Raw genomic sequence first — 18185 nt, 5'->3', positions numbered from 1 at the left:
GACTTGATACTTTCGCTTTGCGGCAGATCCCGAAAGATCCGCCTCGCGTCTCGCATCAAGCGCCCACACTTATCGGCTGTTAATTTTTAAAGATCGATTACGCATTCACTACCGGAGCCGCACCCGCGTCGTCAACATCACAACTACCGGCACTGCTTCGTTCTGCGTCGCTGCATCTGCAGCAGAGAAACGAAATTATGGAGATAGGCTCGCAGGTCGTCAACCCCCTTCACGCAATATTTTCAGAAGATGAGGAAGATCTCCGATAGGTCGCCGCGACTCGCCCTTGAAATTAGTTAGCCATCCGATTTAAATTGGACTCTGCGGGAGGAACATCGCACGCGCGCCGATCAGATTGCGATCTCTTGGCAAATCAACACGATAGCATCGCCAAGGTCGTCTTCCAAAGTTCCGAAACTAAAGTTTTTCGCTACCTGTCCGTCAACCACAGATATCCCGTCACTCAAAAAAATAGCCGACCATGGACAATCCAGTCGAGCAACACTCCGAGGAAAACCCGCCCGCCGCTCCGTCGGCGGCCCTATCGATGGATGCCGTGCCGGTAGGCACGCCGCTCGAATGGCCGATCGTCGACGCCGACGGCACGCTCCTGTTTACCAACGGGACCATTCTCGCGACCACGGACGAGCGCAACTTCCTATTCACACACTTCCAGCCGCACCGCGGCGATCTGCTGGGCCGAGCGACGCACGAGCCGGCCGAGGCCGAGCCCCACGTCGATCCCGCAAATCCGTTGACAATCAAAGACATGCATCTGGAAATCGGTGCACTGATCGGCGTGCGGTCGCAACTCGGCAGCGGCGCGCCCATGCATCCGTGCCGGATCATCGGCTTTGCGCCGAATCACGCGCTATTCGTCACGCCGCCGCTGCATCAAGGTCGGATCCTGCCGTTGGGGCTGGGCGAAAACATCGAGATCGTCGCGATTGCGAGTCATGCGGTGTTTCGCTTCGTCTGCACGATCGAGGCGGTCTGCCGTTCGCCGTTCGATTACGTGGTGCTGTCGAAGCCCGGCGTGATCCGTCGCCTGCGCGAACGCAAGTCGATTCGCGTCAATACGCACCTCGCGGTGCGTTTCGGCATCGGCGAAACGGGGGAAACGTATGAAGGCCTCGGGCTCGCGAAAGGGATCAGCGCGCTCGGCATGTCACTGGCCGCGTCGTGGACCGTGGGCACGGTCGGTGAGCGGCTGCGGGTCGCGTTCCGGTTGAAGTCGGCGGAAATGGACACCGAGATCGAAACCACGGCGGTGATCCGGAATGTGCAAAAAGCCGCTAATGCGGGCGAGCCGTCGACCCATGGACTGGAATTCGAACAGCTCGACACGTCGCAGCAAATGGCGATGAAAGTCTTCGTGTTCGATCGTCAGGACGACGTGTCGCATTGGACGAACGGTTGAGGCGGCCGCAGGGCGGCGGGCGGCACGGCGGTCGTGTTGCCCGTTCGTGCGGGCGGAACGCTTGGGCGGCGTGCTCGGGCGAGGTGTTCAATTGAGACAATTGAGACGCTTGGGCGGAGCCGTTTGATCGCGGCCCGCTTAATCAACTCGTCCCGCCCTCCATCCAATCAGCCAATCAACGCTTCCGCCGCCACATACCGCGCGCCCCATGCATCGGCGAGCGATGCGCACCGCCCCAGTCGTATCGCACCCCGCTCGAAATCGACCAATACGATCTGGTCCACATCGCGCGGTCGCGCCGGCTCATCGCTGGTGCGGCCGTCGGTCAAGATCCACAGCCAGCGCTGCTGGGCGGGTTTGCGGCGCGCGCGGTGTTCCAGCAGCCGCGCCGCCCGGCGGACGCCGACTGCAAGCGGCGTCCCACCGCCACCGCCGACCGGCCTGAGCCAACGCTCGTTCCACCAGCGCGGCACCGCCGGGCCGAAACGCACGTCCGCGCGCGAACCGCCGAAACAGACCAACGCCGCTTCGGCGCGCGCGGCGCTCGCGTGGTCGAACCATGCAATCAGCATGCCTTTAGCGAGGGCGAGCCGCTCTCCGGCCAACATCGACGCCGAGCAATCGAGCACGAAACAATGCAACACGCCGCCGCGCGGCGCTTCACGCACGAACCGTAAATGTTCAGCGCGCAACGTCTGCCCGCGCATTGCCGCGAGTGTGGGCAGCCACGCAATGCGTCTGCCCTGCTTTTCGATCCATGGATCGCGCGGACCCGACAACGGCCCTGCGATCGCGCGCGCGCCTTGCCATCGAAAACCGCCGTGTGAGTCGGCGGTTGCGCCCTTCCGATGGCTCAGCGTTTTTTTACGCTGAGCGGTATGACGCCTTTGACTTGCGTGGTCCCAGCAGGCTCGGGCGGTAGATAACCCCAGTCGGCTTCGCTGGCGCCACCATTGGAATTGGCGCCGACAGAAGACATCCCGGCGCCGGTCGAAGACGATGACGATGCCCCGGACGCAGGCGAAGAAGACTCACGCCGTCGGTCAGACTCGTCTCCACCCTGCCCCTGCCATCCAGCATCCGCCTCATGCGCCTCATTCGACGCCGGGTTCTCCCGCTGATGGCGCCGATGAACCAGCACCGCCTCGGCGACACGATCCACATGCTCCGCCGTCACCGCCGCGGCCTGTTCCAGCGCCGCCAACGCCCGCGCCGCGCGCAGCATCACGAGATCGGCGCGCAAACCATCGACGGCCGCGTCGATACACAACGCGCTGACCCGCGCGTGCACCGCGTCGTCGAACGGCAGTTGCGGCAGCGTTGCCCGGGCGGCCCGAATCCGCTCAACGTAAAGCGCCTGTCGCGGCGCATGGCTCGCGCGAAACCCCTGCGGATCGAGATCGAACGCAAGCCGCGCCTTCACGATCTGTTGGCGCACCTGCGGCTCAAAACAGTTTTGCAACTCAACCATCAACCCGAACCGGTCGATAAGTTGCGGCCGCAACTCTCCCTCTTCCGGATTCATCGTACCGACCAGCACGAAGCTCGCGTCGTGGCTATGCGAAACACCGTCGCGTTCGATGGTATTCACGCCGCTCGCCGCCGCGTCGAGCAACGCATCGACGAGCGAGTCCGGCAGCAGATTGACTTCATCCACATACAGTACGCCGCGATGTGCCTTCGCGAGCAAGCCGGGTGAAAAGCGCACCGCGCCGTCACGCAGCACGGTTTCGATATCGAGCGTACCGATCAGACGGTCTTCGCTGGCGCCGAGCGGCAGGTTGACCAATTGCCCTTGCGGCAGCAATTCGGCTAGCGCGCGCGCCGCGGTCGACTTCGCCGTGCCGCGCGGGCCGGTGACCAGCACGCCGCCCAACCCCGGATCGATCGCGGCCAGCAGAAGCGCCTGCTGCAACGGTGCTTGCGCGACTAACGCGGCAAAGGGAAATGCGGGCCGCGAGTTCGCACCTGGGTTCAAACCTTCGTTCGCACCTTGAATCACGCCCTGATTCACGCCCTGAATCAAGTCCTCATCCACGCCTCGATCCCCACCCCGCTTCCCCTCGCTCATCTCTGCGCCCCTTCAAGCTGCTGTTCACTCTCGAGCAAGTACCCTTCAACCTGCCCACGATACTCACCAGGCGCCTGCCACAACCCTCGCTGGATCGCCTCGATCAGCCGCTCGCAAATCGAATGCAACGCATGCGGATTGTGCCGTTGCAAGAACTCGCGAGTATCCGCATCGTTCAGATAAGCATCGGTGACGAGCGCATATTGGTGATCCGCAACGACACGTGCGGTCGCGTCATATCCGTACAGATAGTCCACCGTCGCGGCAATTTCCGCCGCACCCTTGTAGCCGTGACGCTTCACACCGTCGAGCCATTTCGGATTGACCACGCGCGAGCGAATCACCCGCGCGATCTCCTCATGCAGCGTACGCACGCGCGGCGCGGCCGGATTGCTGTGATCGGCGTGATACACACTCGGCTGATCGCCGGCCAGATGCCGCACCGCCGCGACCATGCCCCCTTGAAACTGGTAGTAATCGTTCGAATCGAGCAGATCGTGCTCGCGATTGTCCTGATTCTGCAGCACCACATCCATCGCGGCGAGGCGCACGCCGAACGCTTGCCGCGCCTCTTCGCCCGCGCTTTTCTGCGTGTACGCGTAACCACCCCACGCCTGATAGGCATTCGCGAGATCGGCGTCGGTCTGCCAGTGTTGCGAGTCGATCATGTCCTGCAGACCCGCGCCATACGCGCCGGGCCGCGCGCTGAACACGCGCCAGCCGGCGCGCCGGCGCGCTTCGGCAGCGTCCATGCCGCGCGCAATCAGCGCGTCGCGTTCGCGCAGCACGCGCGCGCGAATCGGGTTCAACGCCTCGGGCTCATCGAGTTCGGCCACGGCTTGCACCGCGGCGTCGAACAGATGCATCACGTTTGCGAACGCATCGCGGAAAAAACCGGACACGCGCAGCGTGACGTCGATACGCGGCCGGTCGAACGCGTCGATCGGCATGATCTCGAAGTCGGTCACGCGATGACTGCCCGGCGCCCACTTCGGCCGCACGCCGAGCAACGCGAGCGCCTGGGCGATATCGTCGCCACCGGTGCGCATCGTCGCGGTGCCCCACACCGAGAGGCCGATAGCGCGCGGATAGTCGCCTTTCTCCTGCAAATGCCGTTCGATCAGTTGCTGGGCGGACTTCAATCCGAGCGACCAGGCGGCTTGCGTCGGAATCGCGCGCGTGTCGACGGAATAGAAATTGCGACCGGTGGGCAGGACGTCGGGACGTCCGCGCGACGGCGATCCGCTCGGCCCCGCCGGCACGAACCGCCCTTCCAGACCACGCTTTAACTGCCTCATTTCCTGCGGACCGCACGCGTCGAGCCGAGGCAATACATCGTTGCGCAGACGCTCGATCACGCGCTCCGCTTGCGGCAAACTTCCAGCGGCGGGTGTCAAAACATCCGCCCCGGCGCCTTCGCCACGATCACCACACACGCCCCGCAACATCTCCGCCGCCAGCAACTCCAGCCGTTCGCGCGTATCGCCGCCATGCCGCCACGGCGCATCGCTCACGCGCTTCAGCACCTCGGGACGCGGCCCGTCCCACGCCGCCGACCAATCCACCGACAACGGATCGAACAGATGATCCATCCGCAGATCGCGCGCCAGTGCATCGATCAACCCGGCCTTATCGCCTTGCCCATCGCCGACGGGAAAGCGTCCCAACGCCAGCAACGTATCGCGCCGCTGCACACCAGCGGGCGATTGGCCGAACGTGTGCAAACCATCGCGAATCTGCGCTTCTTTCAACTCGCACAGCCACGCGTCGACACGCGTCAGCAGCGTATCTTCCGCGTCCTGCCCGTTCGGCGCCGCGAGGCTCAGCTCTTCATGCAGCTTATGTTCGACGATGGTCGCCAGAATCGTGCGCCGCAACAGCTTCGAGCGGCGCGGGTCGACCATCAGCGCTTCATAGTATTCGTCGACCTGGCGTTCGAGATCCTGCAACGGCCCGTACGTTTCGGCGCGCGTGAGCGGCGGCATCAAATGATCGATGATCACGGCCTGCGCGCGACGCTTCGCCTGACTGCCCTCGCCCGGATCGTTGACGATAAACGGATACAGATGCGGCATCGGCCCGAGAATCAGATCGGGCCAGCATGTCTCGCTCAGCGCGACGCTCTTACCGGGCAGCCATTCGAGATTACCGTGCTTGCCGACGTGCACGACCGCGTCGATCCCGAACCGATGACGCAGCCAGAAATAGAACGCGAGGTACGCATGCGGCGGCACGAGTTCGGCGTCGTGATAGCTCGCGTAGTCGCCCTGCTCGCGCGAACGCGACGGCTGAATGCCGACGAACACCTGCCCGCAGCGCCATCCCGCGATCATGAAGCGGCCGCGCCGCAACGTCGGATCCTGCTCGGGCGTGCCCCAACGCGTGTTCAATGCCGTGCGCGCCTCGGCGGGCAACGCGTTGAAGTAAGTCAGATAGTCGTCGAGCGCGAGGCTTTGCAAGGCGGGACGCAAATCGCGCACCATCGGGTCGTTGGTCACCCCTTCGGTGAGCTTCTGCAGTAGCGCCCCGCCGTCCGCGGGTAAATCGGCGAGACGGTAACCTTCGTCGCGCAGCATTGCCAGAATGCCGACCACCGAAGCCGGCGTGTCGAGTCCCACGCCATTGCCGATCCGCCCTTCGCTCGTCGGATAGTTGGCGAGAATCAGCGCGAGTTTCTTGTCCGCGTTATCGAGCGTGCCGAGACGGCACCAGCGGCGGCTCAGTTCGGCAAGAAAGCCCACACGTTCGAGATCCGGCTGATAGCGGACCACGTCGACTTCGGTGTGCGGACAACGATAGGCGAGGCCCTTGAAACTGATGGCACGCGTGATAATCCGCCCGTCCACTTCCGGCAGCGCGATATGCATCGCGATATCGCGAGAATTGAGGCCCTGGTTGTCCTTCAGCCAGTCCTCGCGATTGCCGCCACTCAGAATCACCTGCAGCACTGGGGCGTCGCCGGCGAGCGCGAGCGGCTCGGGATCGTCGATCGCGGACGCGGCGAACGCGGTCGTATTCAACACCACCGCGACCTGATGTTGCGCGCACAACGACTGCACGACGTCGCGGCTCATCGCATCCTTGAGCGACGTAATCGCGATCGGCAGCGGATTGAGTCCTTGCGATTCGAGCGCGTCGATCAGCGCATCGAACACCGCCGTATTGGCCGCCTGCAGATGCGCCTTGTAGAACAGAATCGCGGCCACCGGCGCGCCGGCGCGCCAGCGCGTCTGCCAATCGGCGACGCTTGGCGTATCGCGCCCGGGGTGATAGAGCGTCGCGGCGGGCAACGCGCGCGGCGGCGCCGGCTCACGTCCCCAGCCGAACGTGCGGTGCGCGATACAGCGCAAAAACGCCTCGGCATTTTGCGCGCCGCCTTCGCGCAGATAGCGCCACAACTGATGACACAGATCGGCGTCCGCCGTGCTGCGCGCCAGTAGATTCGGGTCTTCCTGCAGGTCGCCGGAAAACATCGCGAGCGTTTGCTGTTTCCGCTCGGCGAGCGCGACCACCTGTTCGATGCCGTAAGGCCAATACGCCTCGCCGCCGAGATGATCGACCACCACCACGCGCGCATGCTGCAACACGTCTTCGACATAGAAGTCCACCGAAGCCGGTTGTCGCAGATACGTGACGTTCGCGAGCCGCAGGCTGGGAAAGCCCTCACCCAGACGCGGAAACACGCTCGCCAGCAGCGACAGCGTGGTGTCGGCGGAACTGAGCACGACAATCTCGGCAGGCTGCTGATCGATACGGATCACGCCTTGCGTATCGTCGACAAACCCGCCCGGCGTCGTGCGCAGCAGATGCATGTGCGCTTACGCCTGGTGCGCCGCGTTGCCGGACGAGACGCCGAGCGCGGCATCGAACGCACGTTGCAGCGCGGCCTGATCGAGGTCCTCGCCGATCAGCACGAAGCGGCTGCGGCCGCCTTCGCCGGCTTGCCAGCGTCGATCGAAATAGCTGTCGAAGCGGCGCCCCACGCCTTGAATCACCAGACGCATCGGCGCGCCCGGCAGCGCCGCGAAACCCTTCACGCGGTAAATCGTGCTGGTTTCGACGAGCGCTTGCAGCGCGGCGATCACCGCTTCGCGCGACGGCGCGTCCGCCTGCACCACCACCGAATCGAATTCGTCGTGATGGTGATCGGCGTCTTCAGCGGAACCGTGGTGGTCGTGGCGCAAATGAATCGTTTCCTCGGACGCCGCTTCGAGCCCGAGCAACGTATGCAGGTCGAGCTGGCCCATGTGGGCGCGCACGATCTTCACCTGCGGCGGAATCTCTTCGCGGATCACCGCCTCGACCGCGCCTTGCTGCGTGTCGTCGAGCAGATCGGTCTTGTTCAGGATCACCAGATCGGCCGCGGACAACTGGTCTTCGAACAGTTCGTGCAGCGGCGATTCGTGATCGAGATTCGGATCGGCCTTGCGCTGCGCGTCAACGGCGAGCGGATTGTCGGCGAACTGGCCGCTTGCGGTAGCCGGACCGTCCACCACCGTGACCACCGCGTCGACGGTAAAGCTATTCTTGATCTGCGGCCAGTTGAATGCCTGCACGAGCGGCTTGGGCAACGCGAGGCCGGAGGTCTCGATCAGCACGTGATCGATCTGGCCACGGCGTTCCACGAGCTTTTCCATTACCGGGAAGAACTCTTCCTGGACGGTGCAGCACAGGCAACCGTTCGCCAGCTCATACAGTTGGCCTTCGGTTTCGACGCCGTTTTCGTCGCAACCGATGCCGCAACCCTTGAGGATTTCGCCGTCGATCCCGAGTTCGCCGAACTCGTTGACGATCACCGCGATGCGCTTGCCGCCCGCATGCTGAAGAATGTGCCGCAGCAACGTGGTCTTGCCGCTGCCGAGAAAGCCCGTGACGATGGTGACGGGAATCTTGCGCATTTGAGTTTGCATCGTGAGGTCCATCCGTAGGAGTTGCACGGCTACGCCGGCGCGCTTCGTTCTATGCGGACACCGGGAGCGCACGCTCCGGCCCACGTCGATAACAAAACACGGGAATGAAGTTATGAGCGCACACCGCATCCCCGCGGCGTTCGCTCTGCGTGTTCTGGCCGGTATCCGGGCTGGCGAAAGCGCCGCTTCCCCTTCCCGGGCGAGGAGTTTCTCGCCCAGTGGTGACATGCCGACGCAGCCTTGCGCGTGGACATTGAAGCCGGCTCCGCGGCGCCGGAACGGAACCGGACGCCACATTTCGCTTACCGTTGCGGGGGCAGCACAGGTTGACCCGGTCCATTGCAGGCGGGCACCCTGTTTCCCGTTTAACTGCGTGCGCGAGAGCGCGCACACGAGCACCAAAAGTGCGTGCGAGTGTAGGCTCGTGGCCCGCCGCCGTCAAGGCGACACCGGCCGCGAAGGCTTATCGGGCGGGGCCTCGTGTGCTATCGTATGCGCGCGTTGGGGGCCCGCCCATACGCCCGCTCAGGCGTTCGCTTGGGCCGTCAAACGGGAATTCGTTGTATTTGCATGACCTCGATGCCAGCCCTCAGACGCTTCTTCCTGTTTCGTCCTTCCAATCCGCTGACGACGTGGCGCGCGCCGCGCACGCCGCGATGAGCCGCGCGTGGCTGAGCGTGGGCATCGGCTGCCGCTTGCAGGGTTCGGTCGAGCAGATCGAAGCGGCCGTGCGCGCCGCGCTCGGCACGTATCGGCTCGATCAGATCCGTGTCGTCGCTTCGATCGACAGTAAATCCCGGCAGGCCGGTTTGCTCGAGTTCTGCACACGCCATGCTTTGCCGCTGGTTTTCTTCAGCCGCGAGCAGATCGCGACGGTGCCGGTAGAAACACCCTCGGCAGCGGCACAAACCCATTTCGGCGTGGACGGTGTGTGCGAACCGTGCGCGCTGCTGGCCGCGGCGGGCGAATTGGCCACGTCGCAAGTCCGCCTTATCGTACGCAAGACGATCCATGCCGGGGTCACCGTGGCCATCGCCACTGCCACCGGCAACGCCATCCAACCACAGGACCTGCCATGAAAACCGATCCCGAATCCCATCAACGGATGACAGAACGCCGGCGCGAAGGCCACGAAAAGAAACAGGCCCAGGCCACCGTCGAAAAAGGTCTGCTGATCGTCAACACCGGCACCGGCAAGGGCAAAACCACCGCCGCGTTCGGCATGGCCGTTCGCGTGCTGGGGCACGGCATGCGACTGGGCGTCGTGCAGTTCATCAAGGGCGCGCTGCATACGTCGGAGCGCGACTTCCTCGGCGCAATCGCTCACTGCGACTTCGTCACGATGGGCGACGGCTACACGTGGAACACGCAGAATCGCGACGCCGACATTGCCACCGCGCGCAAAGGCTGGGACGAAGCGCGCCGGATGATCGAGAGCGGCGATTACCAGATGGTGATCCTCGACGAGCTGAACACCGTCCTCAAATACGAATACCTGCCGCTCGACGAAGTGCTGGGCGTGCTGAACGCGCGCGCCGGGATGCTGCACGTGGTCGTGACCGGCCGTCACGCGCCGGATGCGCTGATCGAAGCCGCCGACCTCGTCACCGAAATGCGCATCGTCAAGCATCCGTACCGCGAGCAAGGCGTGAAAGCGCAACGCGGCGTGGAGTTTTAAGCGATGTGCGCGTGCCCGGCGCTCTTCATCAGCGCGCCCGCTTCGGGTCAAGGCAAGACCACGATCACCGCGAGCCTCGCGCGCTATCACCGGCGCCAGGGACGACGCGTGCGCGTGTTCAAGACCGGCCCGGACTTCCTCGATCCGATGATTCTGGCACGCGCGAGCGGCGCGCCGGTGCTGTCGCTCGATCTGTGGATGGTCGGCGAGCCCGCGTGCCGCGCGTTGCTCGCGCAGGCGGCGGCCGAAGCGGACCTGATCCTGATTGAAGGCGTGATGGGCCTGTTCGACGGCACGCCGAGCAGCGCCGATCTCGCCACCGCGTTCGGCGTGCCGGTGCTCGCGGTAATTTCGGCGAAGGCGATGGCGCAGACCTTCGGCGCGGTCGCCTTCGGTCTTGCGCAATTCCAGCCGCAGGTGCCGTTCTACGGCGTGCTCGCGAATCGCGTCGGCTCCGCGCGGCACGCGCAGATGCTGCAAGAAGCGTTGCCGCCCGGGCTGCGCTGGTGCGGTCACATTGCCGCCAGCGACGAAATCCGGTTGCCGGATCGCCACCTCGGTCTTTATCAGGCGGCCGAGATCGACGATCTGGACGCACGCCTCGATCGCGCCGCCGACACGCTCGGCGAAACCGCGCTGGCCGCACTACCGCCGCCGGTCGAATTCGGCCCGCCCGCGGCGGCCGAACTGCCGCGTCTGCTGGAAGGCCAAACCATCGCGATCGCGCGCGACGCCGCATTCTCGTTCATCTACCCGGCCAACCTCACGCTGCTGGCAGCACTCGGCGCGCGGCTCGCCTACTTTTCGCCGCTCGCCGACGAAGCCATCCCGCCAGACGCCGACTCCCTCTATCTGCCTGGCGGTTATCCGGAACTGCACGCGCCGACACTGGCCAGCAACACACAGAGCGCAGCAGGCATTCGCGCGCACGTGGCGGCCGGCAAACCGGTGGTCGCCGAATGCGGCGGCATGCTGTACCTGCTCGACCAGCTCACCGATACGCAAGGCACGAGCACGCCGATGCTCGGCCTGCTGCCCGGTCATGCGACGATGCAAACGCGCTTCACCGCGCTCGGCATGCAACAGCTCGACGGCACGCACGGCGCGCTGACGGGCCATACGTTTCACTACTCGAAGCTGACCACGCCGCTCACGCCGTGGCAGTACGCAACGCGGCCGAACAGCGCGACATCGGGCGAAGCCCTATATCGCCACGGCGCCATCGTGGCAACCTATATGCACGCTTACTGGCCCTCCAACCCGGCCTTCACGGCCGCTCTGTTCCATGGCAACGCCTTTTAACGATTCCGAGCGCGACGCCGTCTACCGCGCCATTTATGAACGCCGCGACATGCGCCACTTCGTGCGCGATCCGGTCGATCCGGCTGTGCTGCAACGTCTGCTCGACGCGGCGCATCACGCGCCGAGCGTCGGCTATATGCAGCCGTGGCGCATCGCGCGCATCACCGATCCGGTGCTGCGCGCGGCGCTGCACGCCAGCGTCGAAAGCGAACGGCTCGCCACCGCCGACGCGCTCGGCAAGCGTCGCGAAGAGTTCATGAAGCTGAAAGTGGAAGGCATGCTGGAATGCGGCGAACTGCTGGTGATGGCGCTCATGGACGGCCGCGAGCGGCACATTTTCGGCCGCCGTACCTTGCCGGAGATGGACCTCGCGTCGGTCGCGTGCGCGATCCAGAACATGTGGCTGGCCGCGCGGGCGGAAGGGTTGGGGATGGGCTGGGTGTCGCTGTTCGACGTCGACACGGTGCATACGCTCCTGCACATGCCGGCGGGCGCGCGGCCGGTGGCGATTCTGTGTCTGGGCCACGTCGACCGGTTTTATAGTGAACCGATGCTTGAAACGGAGCGCTGGGCGAGCCGCATGCCGCTCGCGGAATGTGTGTTTGAAAACCGCTGGCCGGAAGCGGGAGAGCGTCCCGTCATCGCGCAGGAATGAGGCTGCGATAGCGTTGCGATGCCTTCGCGACGCCGCTGCAATGCCGCCGCAACGCCGTAGCGCCTTAGGGCTGCAACGGCTTCACCGACACCACATCCGGCACGCCACTCGTTTTATCCGCGCGCAACGTCACGCGCCAGTCCGCCGGCGCCGAAAACGGCAGCTTCGCCAGTGCGCTTTTCACGAGCGCCGGCGCGGCGTGCAGCGGATCGGCGTCGCGATCGCTGCTCACCGCGCTGACCGCGTAAACCTCCCGCCCCGTGGCGCGCTCGAACAACCTCAGCGTCAACGCATGCCGATAGGCGGGACCGCCGAACAGCGCGAACGGCGCGTCCGGTTGATGCCCGCAGTCGCCCGGCGCGCACTCCTTCACATCGACGCCGATCGCGGCCGGCCGGGTGTCGTACGCGACCGACAGCAGATAACGCGCCGATTTGTCCGGCGCCTCGGCAAAGCCCTGCTTCGCCAATGCGTCGCGCAGCAGACTTTCGAACCGCGGATGATCCGCGCTGACATCCTGTGACGGCATGCGCGCGAGCGCATAGGTCCGCTCGCCTTGCAGCGCCGTTGCCGCTTCCGTGGCGTGGGCGGTGTGCACGTCGGCGCTCAGGCCCGCGCAACCGGTAAGACTCGCCGCGGCGAGCGCGGCACAGATCAGGATCGCTTTCACCATCTTCTCGCTTGGATAAAGTACGTATTCATCGTCGTGTCAGACGCGCGGCAGCGCGGAGGCCTCGGATTGCGCGTCTTCGAGCGCCGGCAACTCGATCGTAAACGCCGTGCCCTTGCCGGCCGCGCTGACGACCGCGACGTCGCCGCCGTGGCGCGTCACGACGGTCTTCACGAACGCCATGCCCAGGCCCGCACCGCCGACTTCGGGCCGCTCCGTCTCGTGAAAGCGCCGGAACCGTTCGAACAATCCCGCCTGCTGTTCCATCGGAATTCCGTACCCTTCGTCGCGGATCGTGCACGACACGCGTCGCGCGCCGCCGGATACGGACGTCGATGCATGCGTCGCGAGACTGCACGTGATCCGCGTGTCGGGCGGGCTGTACTTGACCGCGTTGTTCAGAATGTTGACCAGCGCGCGCGTCATCAGCGAACGGTCGGCGCAGATCCAGTGGCCTTCCTCGGCGTCGATGTCGACTTGCGCTGCCGTTCCCGTGCCGGTGTCCGTTTGCAGCGTGATGCGTTTGGCGTGCGCCTGCGGCCAGACTTCGTCGCTGGCGTCGATCAGCAGTTCGGTCAGACTCACCGGCTCAAGCACATACACCTGCGATTCGGCGCGCGCCAGTTGCACGAAGTCGTCGGCGAGCGTCAGCGCCCGCTGCGCATAGCGCTCGATGCGCTCCAGCAGACCGCGCGCGAGCACCGGTTCGTCGCGGGCGCGCTCGATCTCCACCAGCGCCAGAATCGACGCCTGCGGCGAGCGCATGTCGTGCGACAGCAGTCGCAGCGCATCTTCCCGTTGACGCTCGGCCGCGTGCAGCGCCGACACGTCGACGAGACCCGCGATCCACCCCGTCGTCTCGCCCTGTTCGTTCGTGCAGTTCGCGTAGCGCAGCAGGTAGTCGCATCCGCTCGCGTCCCGCACTTCCACGCCCTGCGCCATCAATCCGGCGAATTCGTGGCGCTCCGGATCGAGCAGCGCGGGCCACTGCGCGTGCGCGAGCAGATTGTTGTCCGCGTCCGTGGCGGCGTCGCGGTCGATGGTCTTGACCAGCGTCAGGCCGCCCAGCACCGCCTGCATCGGCCGGCCTTCGGGCGCCGGCGCGTTGAGCCGCGCGAAGTGCGCCTTCGCGGCATGGTTCGCGATCAGCACGACGCCGCGCACATCGCTCACCAGAATCGGTTCCGGCATGCTGTCCAGACTGTCCCACACGAAGCGCTTCATGTCCTGCACGCGCTGCGCGGCCTGCGCCATCAGCGCCATGTGCTGCTCCAGCACGTCGCCGCCGAACTCGCGCCTGCGCGACGGCGTTTCCGGCAGCAAATGTGGTTCGTCCGCGAGACGCTGCAGTTCGCCGCGCAGATAGGCCATGGTCATTTCGAGGCGCCGCCAGTTCCAGAACGGATATACGACCACCGCGCCGACGATGGCCGGCACCGGCGACATCCAGAGCCGCGCGCCGAACAGCAAGGCGGCGCTGCCGGCTGCAGCGAGCGCACACAACGCGCCGGTCAGCAACAGCGAGCGGCGTGGCGACAACACCAGAAACCCGGCCAGCAACGCCGCGAGCGGCGCGAGCGAGACCGCGCACAACATCCACGGCTCGGCCGGCTCGATCTCGCGGCCGGTGAGCAGCGTGTCGAGCACGTTCGCGTGGATGTACACGCCGGGCAGCGGACCCAACTCGCCGGATACCGGCGTCGCGAAGCGGTCGTACAAGCCGGACGCGGTCACGCCGATCAGCACGAGGCGGCCACGCAACCGATCCGCTGGGACATTGCCGTCGAGCACGCTCGCGAAACTGAACCTGGTGTAGCTTTGCGCGTTCGGGCCGAAGGGAATGAGGAAGCGGCCTTCGTCGTCGGTGTCTTCGTTCTGGGCGGTACTGTCGGGGTGTGCATTGCTTGCGGCTGCGCTCGCCATTTCAACCGCCAGGCCCTCCCGCCTCACGTCGTTCAACCGCAGCGTGCCACGCTTGAACGCCTGCGCGGCGGGCAGCATCAGTTGCGGCCAGCGTGACCCGTCGTCGCCCTCGAACTGCGCGACGCTGCGCACAATGCCGTCGCTGTCCACTTCGAAATTGATATGCCCGAGCCCCGCCGCCGCCTGTGCCAGCGGCGCGACCGGCTCGACCACGCTGCGGTGCCCCGCGCTGTCCGGCGCGGTCAGCAGCACCGGCAGATAGGTCGGACTCAGCGCGATCGCGCGGGCCAGTGCCGCGTCTTCCGGATTGGCCTCGGTGAACAGCACGTCGTAAATCACCGCGGCGGGATTAGCCTTGGCGATCTGTTCGAGCAGCCGCGCGTGAACGCTGCGCGGCCACGGCCAGCGCCCGAGTTGCGCCACGCTCGCGTTGTCGATTTCGACCACCACGATATCGGGCAGCACCGGATGCGCATGCAGGCTCAGAAAGCGGTCGTAGACCAGGTGATCGACGCTCGCGCTCAGCCGGCCCAGCGAACTGAGCAGAATCACCACGATGCCGAGGCAGCCGATCGCCACCCATTCGATCAGGAAACGGCGGCCGGCGCGCCGGCCAAGGCGGGCGCGCGGATCGAGGCTCAGACGCGTGGGTGTGATCGACAAGGCGTGGCGTGGTTGGAATCGTTGAAGCGGGCCGCCGGCCAGCCCGCTCCCGAGAATCTACCAGCCTCAGCGCGCAAGCGTAAACGAGCGGACTGCGCTGCTCTTCTCATAGAAGCGGCCATTCTCGAATTGCTCGGCGACGATCGTCCAATAGTAGACGCCGGCCGGCAGGTCGCTCACCACCAGTTGACCGCCCTTCAGATCCGTCCGGTCGATGATCGGATGACGCAGATCGGCACTTGCGGCAAGCACGAAACGGAAGCGCGTCTCGACCGTGCTGCGGCTGACGAACCAGCGGAATTCATAGTCGCGGCTGCCGGCGCGCGGGCCCGCCGACGCCGACAGCCCGAGCTGACGCCGTTCGAACGCATACACCTGGGGCAGGCCCTCGAGCCCGTGCGCATCGATCGCGGCGATCCGTACGAAGTAGGTGCCATCGGCCAGATCGCCGAAGTCCGCGTGCGGCGCACTGACGCGCACGTCGCGAATCAGGTCGAGTTGATCGGCGTCGCGCGCGATCTGCACGCGGTAGCCCACCGCCGCGCTACCCGGCACGAGATCGAACCCGACGGTCTTGCCGTCCTGCACCTTGGCGGGCTGCGTCAGAGCCGGCGCCGCCAGCAACGCCACCGGATCGCCGATCGCCGCGCCCGTGCGCGTGATATTGCCGAAGCTCGCCTTGACGAGTTGCGCGGATGCCTGCAGCGCCACGCCGGGCGGCGGCGCGGCCAACGTGTGGCCGTCGAGCGTAGCTGGATCGACGCCGACCGCGCCGTCCAGCACTTCCACCGCGGTGGTGTGCGCGTCGCCGTCGTAGGCGACCTTGAAACGCGTGCCGCGCACGCCCGCCACCACCGACGGCGAGCGGATCTGGAAGCGGTCGTCTTTTTTCGTCGCGTGCGTGACCTGGCTTTCGACTTCGCCGTGATGCAGATCGAGAACCCGATCGCCCGCGCCGGTCAGCGTGGTGCGCCGCAACCGCGCGATATCCACCTCGGCGTCCTGCGCCACCGTCACGTGCGAGCCGTCCGGCAATTCCAGCGAAACGAAACCGTTGCGGCCGGTGCGGATGTGGTCGCCTTCGCCGAGTGTCGCGCCTTCCGTGAGCGGCACATACGGGCTCTTGCCGAAGGCGTGCTCGGCCGGACCGCTCGTCGCGATCACACGCGCGGATTCCTGATCCTGTTTCAGCTTGTCGACCGGCAAACGCAATGCGATGCCCGCGGACATGCGACGCGGCGCGGGCACATGATTGAGGCGGCTCAGCACGGCCCAATCGTCCGGGTCGCGCAGATAGCGAGCGGCGATTTCATAGAGCGTGTCGCCGTCGTGTGTCGTGTACTCAACGTACGAAGGCACCGCCGGCGGACGCGCTTTCGCGCCACGCGCCAGTTGCGCCTGTGCCGGCATCGACGCGGCACAAGTCAACGCGACCACACCAGCGGCCAGCCACACGGCGCCGCCGCGGCGCTGCGCGTTCGCCGTGCCGCGCCCCGCGACCCCCGAGGAAACCGTCACGCCTCCCCCGCTTCAGGGCGTTCAACGGCGGCGGCCGGCGGCGTGGCGGATTCGATCCGCTCCAGACGATAGCCATACCCGTAAATCGGCGTCAGACGGTAGCCATGCTCGGGCCGCAGGCCCAGCTTGCTGCGCAACATCGAGACGTGAGTGTCCATGGTGCGCGACGGGATGTCGGTCGCCTGCTTCCAGATCACGTCGAGAATATGCGCGCGCGACAGAGGCCGGCTCAGATGCTGGAACAGCAGCAGCGCGAGTTCGAATTCCTTCTGCGTCACCGCGACGGTCACGCCGCGCACCACCACGTGCTTGGCGCCCAGATCGAACTCGAATTCGCCGAACACTTCCTTCACCGCGGCCGGCTTCAGATGATACGCGCGACGCAGCAGCGAGCCGACCCGCGCCAGCAGCACGGCGGCCGACACCGGTTTGACGACGTAATCGTCCGCGCCGGTGTTGAGGATCGAGGTGATATCGGTTTCGCGGCCGCGGCTCGTCATGAACAGCACCGGCAGACGTTCGGACAGGCTTTCGCGCACCCAGCGCAGCACCTCTTCGCCCGACATGTCGGGCACGTTCCAGTCGAGCACCAGCAGATCGAAGGTCTGGCGCCGCAACTGCCGCACCAGTTCACGGCCCGCGCCGAATGCGTGACAGATATGGCCGGCAGTCGACAGCGTTTGACATACCAGATCGGCCTGAGCCGAATCGTCATCCAGGACAGCAATTCTCATAAAACCCCGCAACGCGACAACGTGCTACTTAACAGATGGCCGACTGGCCGGTAGATGACCGGGATGCCGGCACCAACGCCGACGATCCGGGTTCCCTTTCCAACTCCGGCTGCATTTCTTCGACTTACGGTCCTTTGCCTTGCGCCCTGTTCCGTTTCGCCGCCCTCTCGTCTCAAAATTGGCGCGCAATGTGGCTGTATCGCGCGGATTATCGAGGGGGCCAGTTCATCATAATCGAAAAAACGGCCGTTCTTTTCGGCGGATGCGGCTAAGCCGCTATCCGGGCGGCTCAACGATTGGAACCGCCATTTGCATTACATCCCGCCGTCTCTCAGGTTCCGCCGGGATGCCGATGTCGACCCTTGAAAGGTTCTTACGCGGGTCATTACCGGTCGTTATCCGGGTAATGACGCGGATCGTTGGTGGTCTCGCTCGCAGCGGATTGGCCCCGTCTGCCTTTGCATATCCACGCCGCATGCCGATTCGAGACGCGACGATTTGACAATTTGCGAGTCAGTATAGGAACAGTCTCAAAATAAATCGTTTAAATATTGTTAAGACCATCGCGGGGCGTCATGACAATCCAGCAAAAAAATGCGGCGTCACCCCCTGACGAAGCCGACGCCGCTCAACACACCACA

General features: G+C 65.3%; 14 protein-coding genes and 1 riboswitch. Of the genes, 6 read left to right on the top strand and 8 right to left on the bottom strand.

Annotation, left to right across the window (positions count from 1 at the left end; translation table 11 throughout):
• Positions 1-481: 481 nt before the first annotated feature.
• Positions 482-1420, top strand: a complete 939-nt coding sequence (locus tag B0G83_RS23440; RefSeq protein ID WP_105509775.1) for a flagellar brake protein — start codon at positions 482-484, stop codon at positions 1418-1420.
• Between the two features lie 167 nt (positions 1421-1587).
• On the opposite strand, the gene B0G83_RS23435 is transcribed toward B0G83_RS23440, so the two are convergent.
• The 4 genes from B0G83_RS23435 to cobW all read right to left on the bottom strand — a co-directional run bounded on the left by B0G83_RS23435 (position 1588) and on the right by cobW (position 8401).
• Positions 1588-2127 (bottom strand): VWA domain-containing protein, encoded by a 540-nt coding sequence (locus B0G83_RS23435; protein ID WP_105509797.1) that lies wholly within the window; start codon positions 2125-2127, stop codon positions 1588-1590.
• Between the two features lie 146 nt (positions 2128-2273).
• Positions 2274-3419, bottom strand: a complete 1146-nt coding sequence (locus B0G83_RS23430) for an ATP-binding protein (RefSeq protein ID WP_258168155.1) — start codon at positions 3417-3419, stop codon at positions 2274-2276.
• Positions 3420-3487: 68 nt separating this feature from the next.
• Entirely contained in the window at positions 3488-7303 is a 3816-nt protein-coding gene (gene cobN / locus B0G83_RS23425) for a cobaltochelatase subunit CobN (protein ID WP_105509773.1), read from the bottom strand.
• A gap of 6 nt (positions 7304-7309) precedes the next feature.
• Positions 7310-8401: a cobalamin biosynthesis protein CobW gene (cobW, locus tag B0G83_RS23420; protein ID WP_308701479.1), complete on the bottom strand. Its 1092-nt coding sequence runs from the start codon at positions 8399-8401 to the stop codon at positions 7310-7312.
• A 138-nt stretch (positions 8402-8539) separates the two neighbouring features.
• Positions 8540-8819: riboswitch (cobalamin riboswitch) on the bottom strand.
• Positions 8820-8967: 148 nt separating this feature from the next.
• Between cobW and B0G83_RS23415 the strand changes: the two genes are divergently transcribed.
• Genes B0G83_RS23415 through bluB form a run of 4 tightly spaced genes read left to right on the top strand, consistent with a single transcriptional unit; the run spans position 8968 to position 12036 of the window.
• Positions 8968-9480, top strand: a complete 513-nt coding sequence (locus tag B0G83_RS23415) for a cobalamin biosynthesis protein (protein WP_308701478.1) — start codon at positions 8968-8970, stop codon at positions 9478-9480.
• Positions 9477-10079 (top strand): cob(I)yrinic acid a,c-diamide adenosyltransferase, encoded by a 603-nt coding sequence (cobO, locus tag B0G83_RS23410; RefSeq protein ID WP_105509771.1) that lies wholly within the window; start codon positions 9477-9479, stop codon positions 10077-10079. Before B0G83_RS23415 ends, cobO begins: the two co-directional genes overlap by 4 nt.
• Before the next feature lie 3 nt (positions 10080-10082).
• Complete coding sequence (locus tag B0G83_RS23405; protein ID WP_105509770.1) at positions 10083-11381, top strand: cobyrinate a,c-diamide synthase; 1299 nt, start codon at positions 10083-10085, stop codon at positions 11379-11381.
• Positions 11365-12036, top strand: coding sequence for a 5,6-dimethylbenzimidazole synthase (gene bluB, locus B0G83_RS23400; protein WP_105509769.1), 672 nt, complete (start codon positions 11365-11367; stop codon positions 12034-12036). The genes B0G83_RS23405 and bluB overlap by 17 nt, the downstream gene beginning before the upstream one ends.
• 64 nt (positions 12037-12100) lie before the next feature.
• Here bluB and B0G83_RS23395 read toward each other — a convergent pair whose 3' ends face one another.
• The 4 genes from B0G83_RS23395 to B0G83_RS23380 all read right to left on the bottom strand — a co-directional run bounded on the left by B0G83_RS23395 (position 12101) and on the right by B0G83_RS23380 (position 17544).
• Entirely contained in the window at positions 12101-12709 is a 609-nt protein-coding gene (locus B0G83_RS23395; RefSeq protein ID WP_105509768.1) for a DUF4136 domain-containing protein, read from the bottom strand.
• Positions 12710-12745: 36 nt separating this feature from the next.
• The gene (locus tag B0G83_RS23390; protein ID WP_105509767.1) at positions 12746-15292 is read right to left on the bottom strand and encodes a CHASE2 domain-containing protein; all 2547 of its coding nucleotides are present in this window, start codon (positions 15290-15292) and stop codon (positions 12746-12748) included.
• 66 nt (positions 15293-15358) lie between these two features.
• Positions 15359-16810, bottom strand: a complete 1452-nt coding sequence (locus B0G83_RS23385) for a FecR domain-containing protein (RefSeq protein ID WP_105509766.1) — start codon at positions 16808-16810, stop codon at positions 15359-15361.
• Complete coding sequence (locus B0G83_RS23380) at positions 16807-17544, bottom strand: response regulator transcription factor (RefSeq protein WP_105509765.1); 738 nt, start codon at positions 17542-17544, stop codon at positions 16807-16809. Before B0G83_RS23380 ends, B0G83_RS23385 begins: the two co-directional genes overlap by 4 nt.
• A gap of 35 nt (positions 17545-17579) precedes the next feature.
• Between B0G83_RS23380 and B0G83_RS38255 the strand changes: the two genes are divergently transcribed.
• Complete coding sequence (locus B0G83_RS38255) at positions 17580-17816, top strand: hypothetical protein (protein WP_146120284.1); 237 nt, start codon at positions 17580-17582, stop codon at positions 17814-17816.
• Positions 17817-18185 lie beyond the last annotated feature (369 nt).

It is taken from the genome of Paraburkholderia sp. BL21I4N1 (assembly GCF_002973525.1).
Taxonomy (GTDB): domain Bacteria; phylum Pseudomonadota; class Gammaproteobacteria; order Burkholderiales; family Burkholderiaceae; genus Paraburkholderia.
Note: the sequence above shows the minus strand (reverse complement) of the source record. Positions and strands in the feature narration are given on the sequence as shown.

What these genes read in the sequence shown, in the direction of transcription:
- B0G83_RS23440 (WP_105509775.1), top strand. Translation starts at nt 482, where the DNA reads ATGGACAATCCAGTCGAGCAACACTCCGAGGAAAACCCGCCCGCCGCT.
- B0G83_RS23435 (WP_105509797.1), bottom strand. Translation starts at nt 2,127, where the DNA reads ATGCGCGGGCAGACGTTGCGCGCTGAACATTTACGGTTCGTGCGTGAA.
- cobN (WP_105509773.1), bottom strand. Translation starts at nt 7,303, where the DNA reads ATGCATCTGCTGCGCACGACGCCGGGCGGGTTTGTCGACGATACGCAA.
- cobW (WP_308701479.1), bottom strand. Translation starts at nt 8,401, where the DNA reads ATGCAAACTCAAATGCGCAAGATTCCCGTCACCATCGTCACGGGCTTT.
- cobO (WP_105509771.1), top strand. Translation starts at nt 9,477, where the DNA reads ATGAAAACCGATCCCGAATCCCATCAACGGATGACAGAACGCCGGCGC.
- B0G83_RS23405 (WP_105509770.1), top strand. Translation starts at nt 10,083, where the DNA reads ATGTGCGCGTGCCCGGCGCTCTTCATCAGCGCGCCCGCTTCGGGTCAA.
- bluB (WP_105509769.1), top strand. Translation starts at nt 11,365, where the DNA reads ATGGCAACGCCTTTTAACGATTCCGAGCGCGACGCCGTCTACCGCGCC.
- B0G83_RS23395 (WP_105509768.1), bottom strand. Translation starts at nt 12,709, where the DNA reads ATGGTGAAAGCGATCCTGATCTGTGCCGCGCTCGCCGCGGCGAGTCTT.
- B0G83_RS23380 (WP_105509765.1), bottom strand. Translation starts at nt 17,544, where the DNA reads ATGAGAATTGCTGTCCTGGATGACGATTCGGCTCAGGCCGATCTGGTA.
- B0G83_RS38255 (WP_146120284.1), top strand. Translation starts at nt 17,580, where the DNA reads ATGGCCGACTGGCCGGTAGATGACCGGGATGCCGGCACCAACGCCGAC.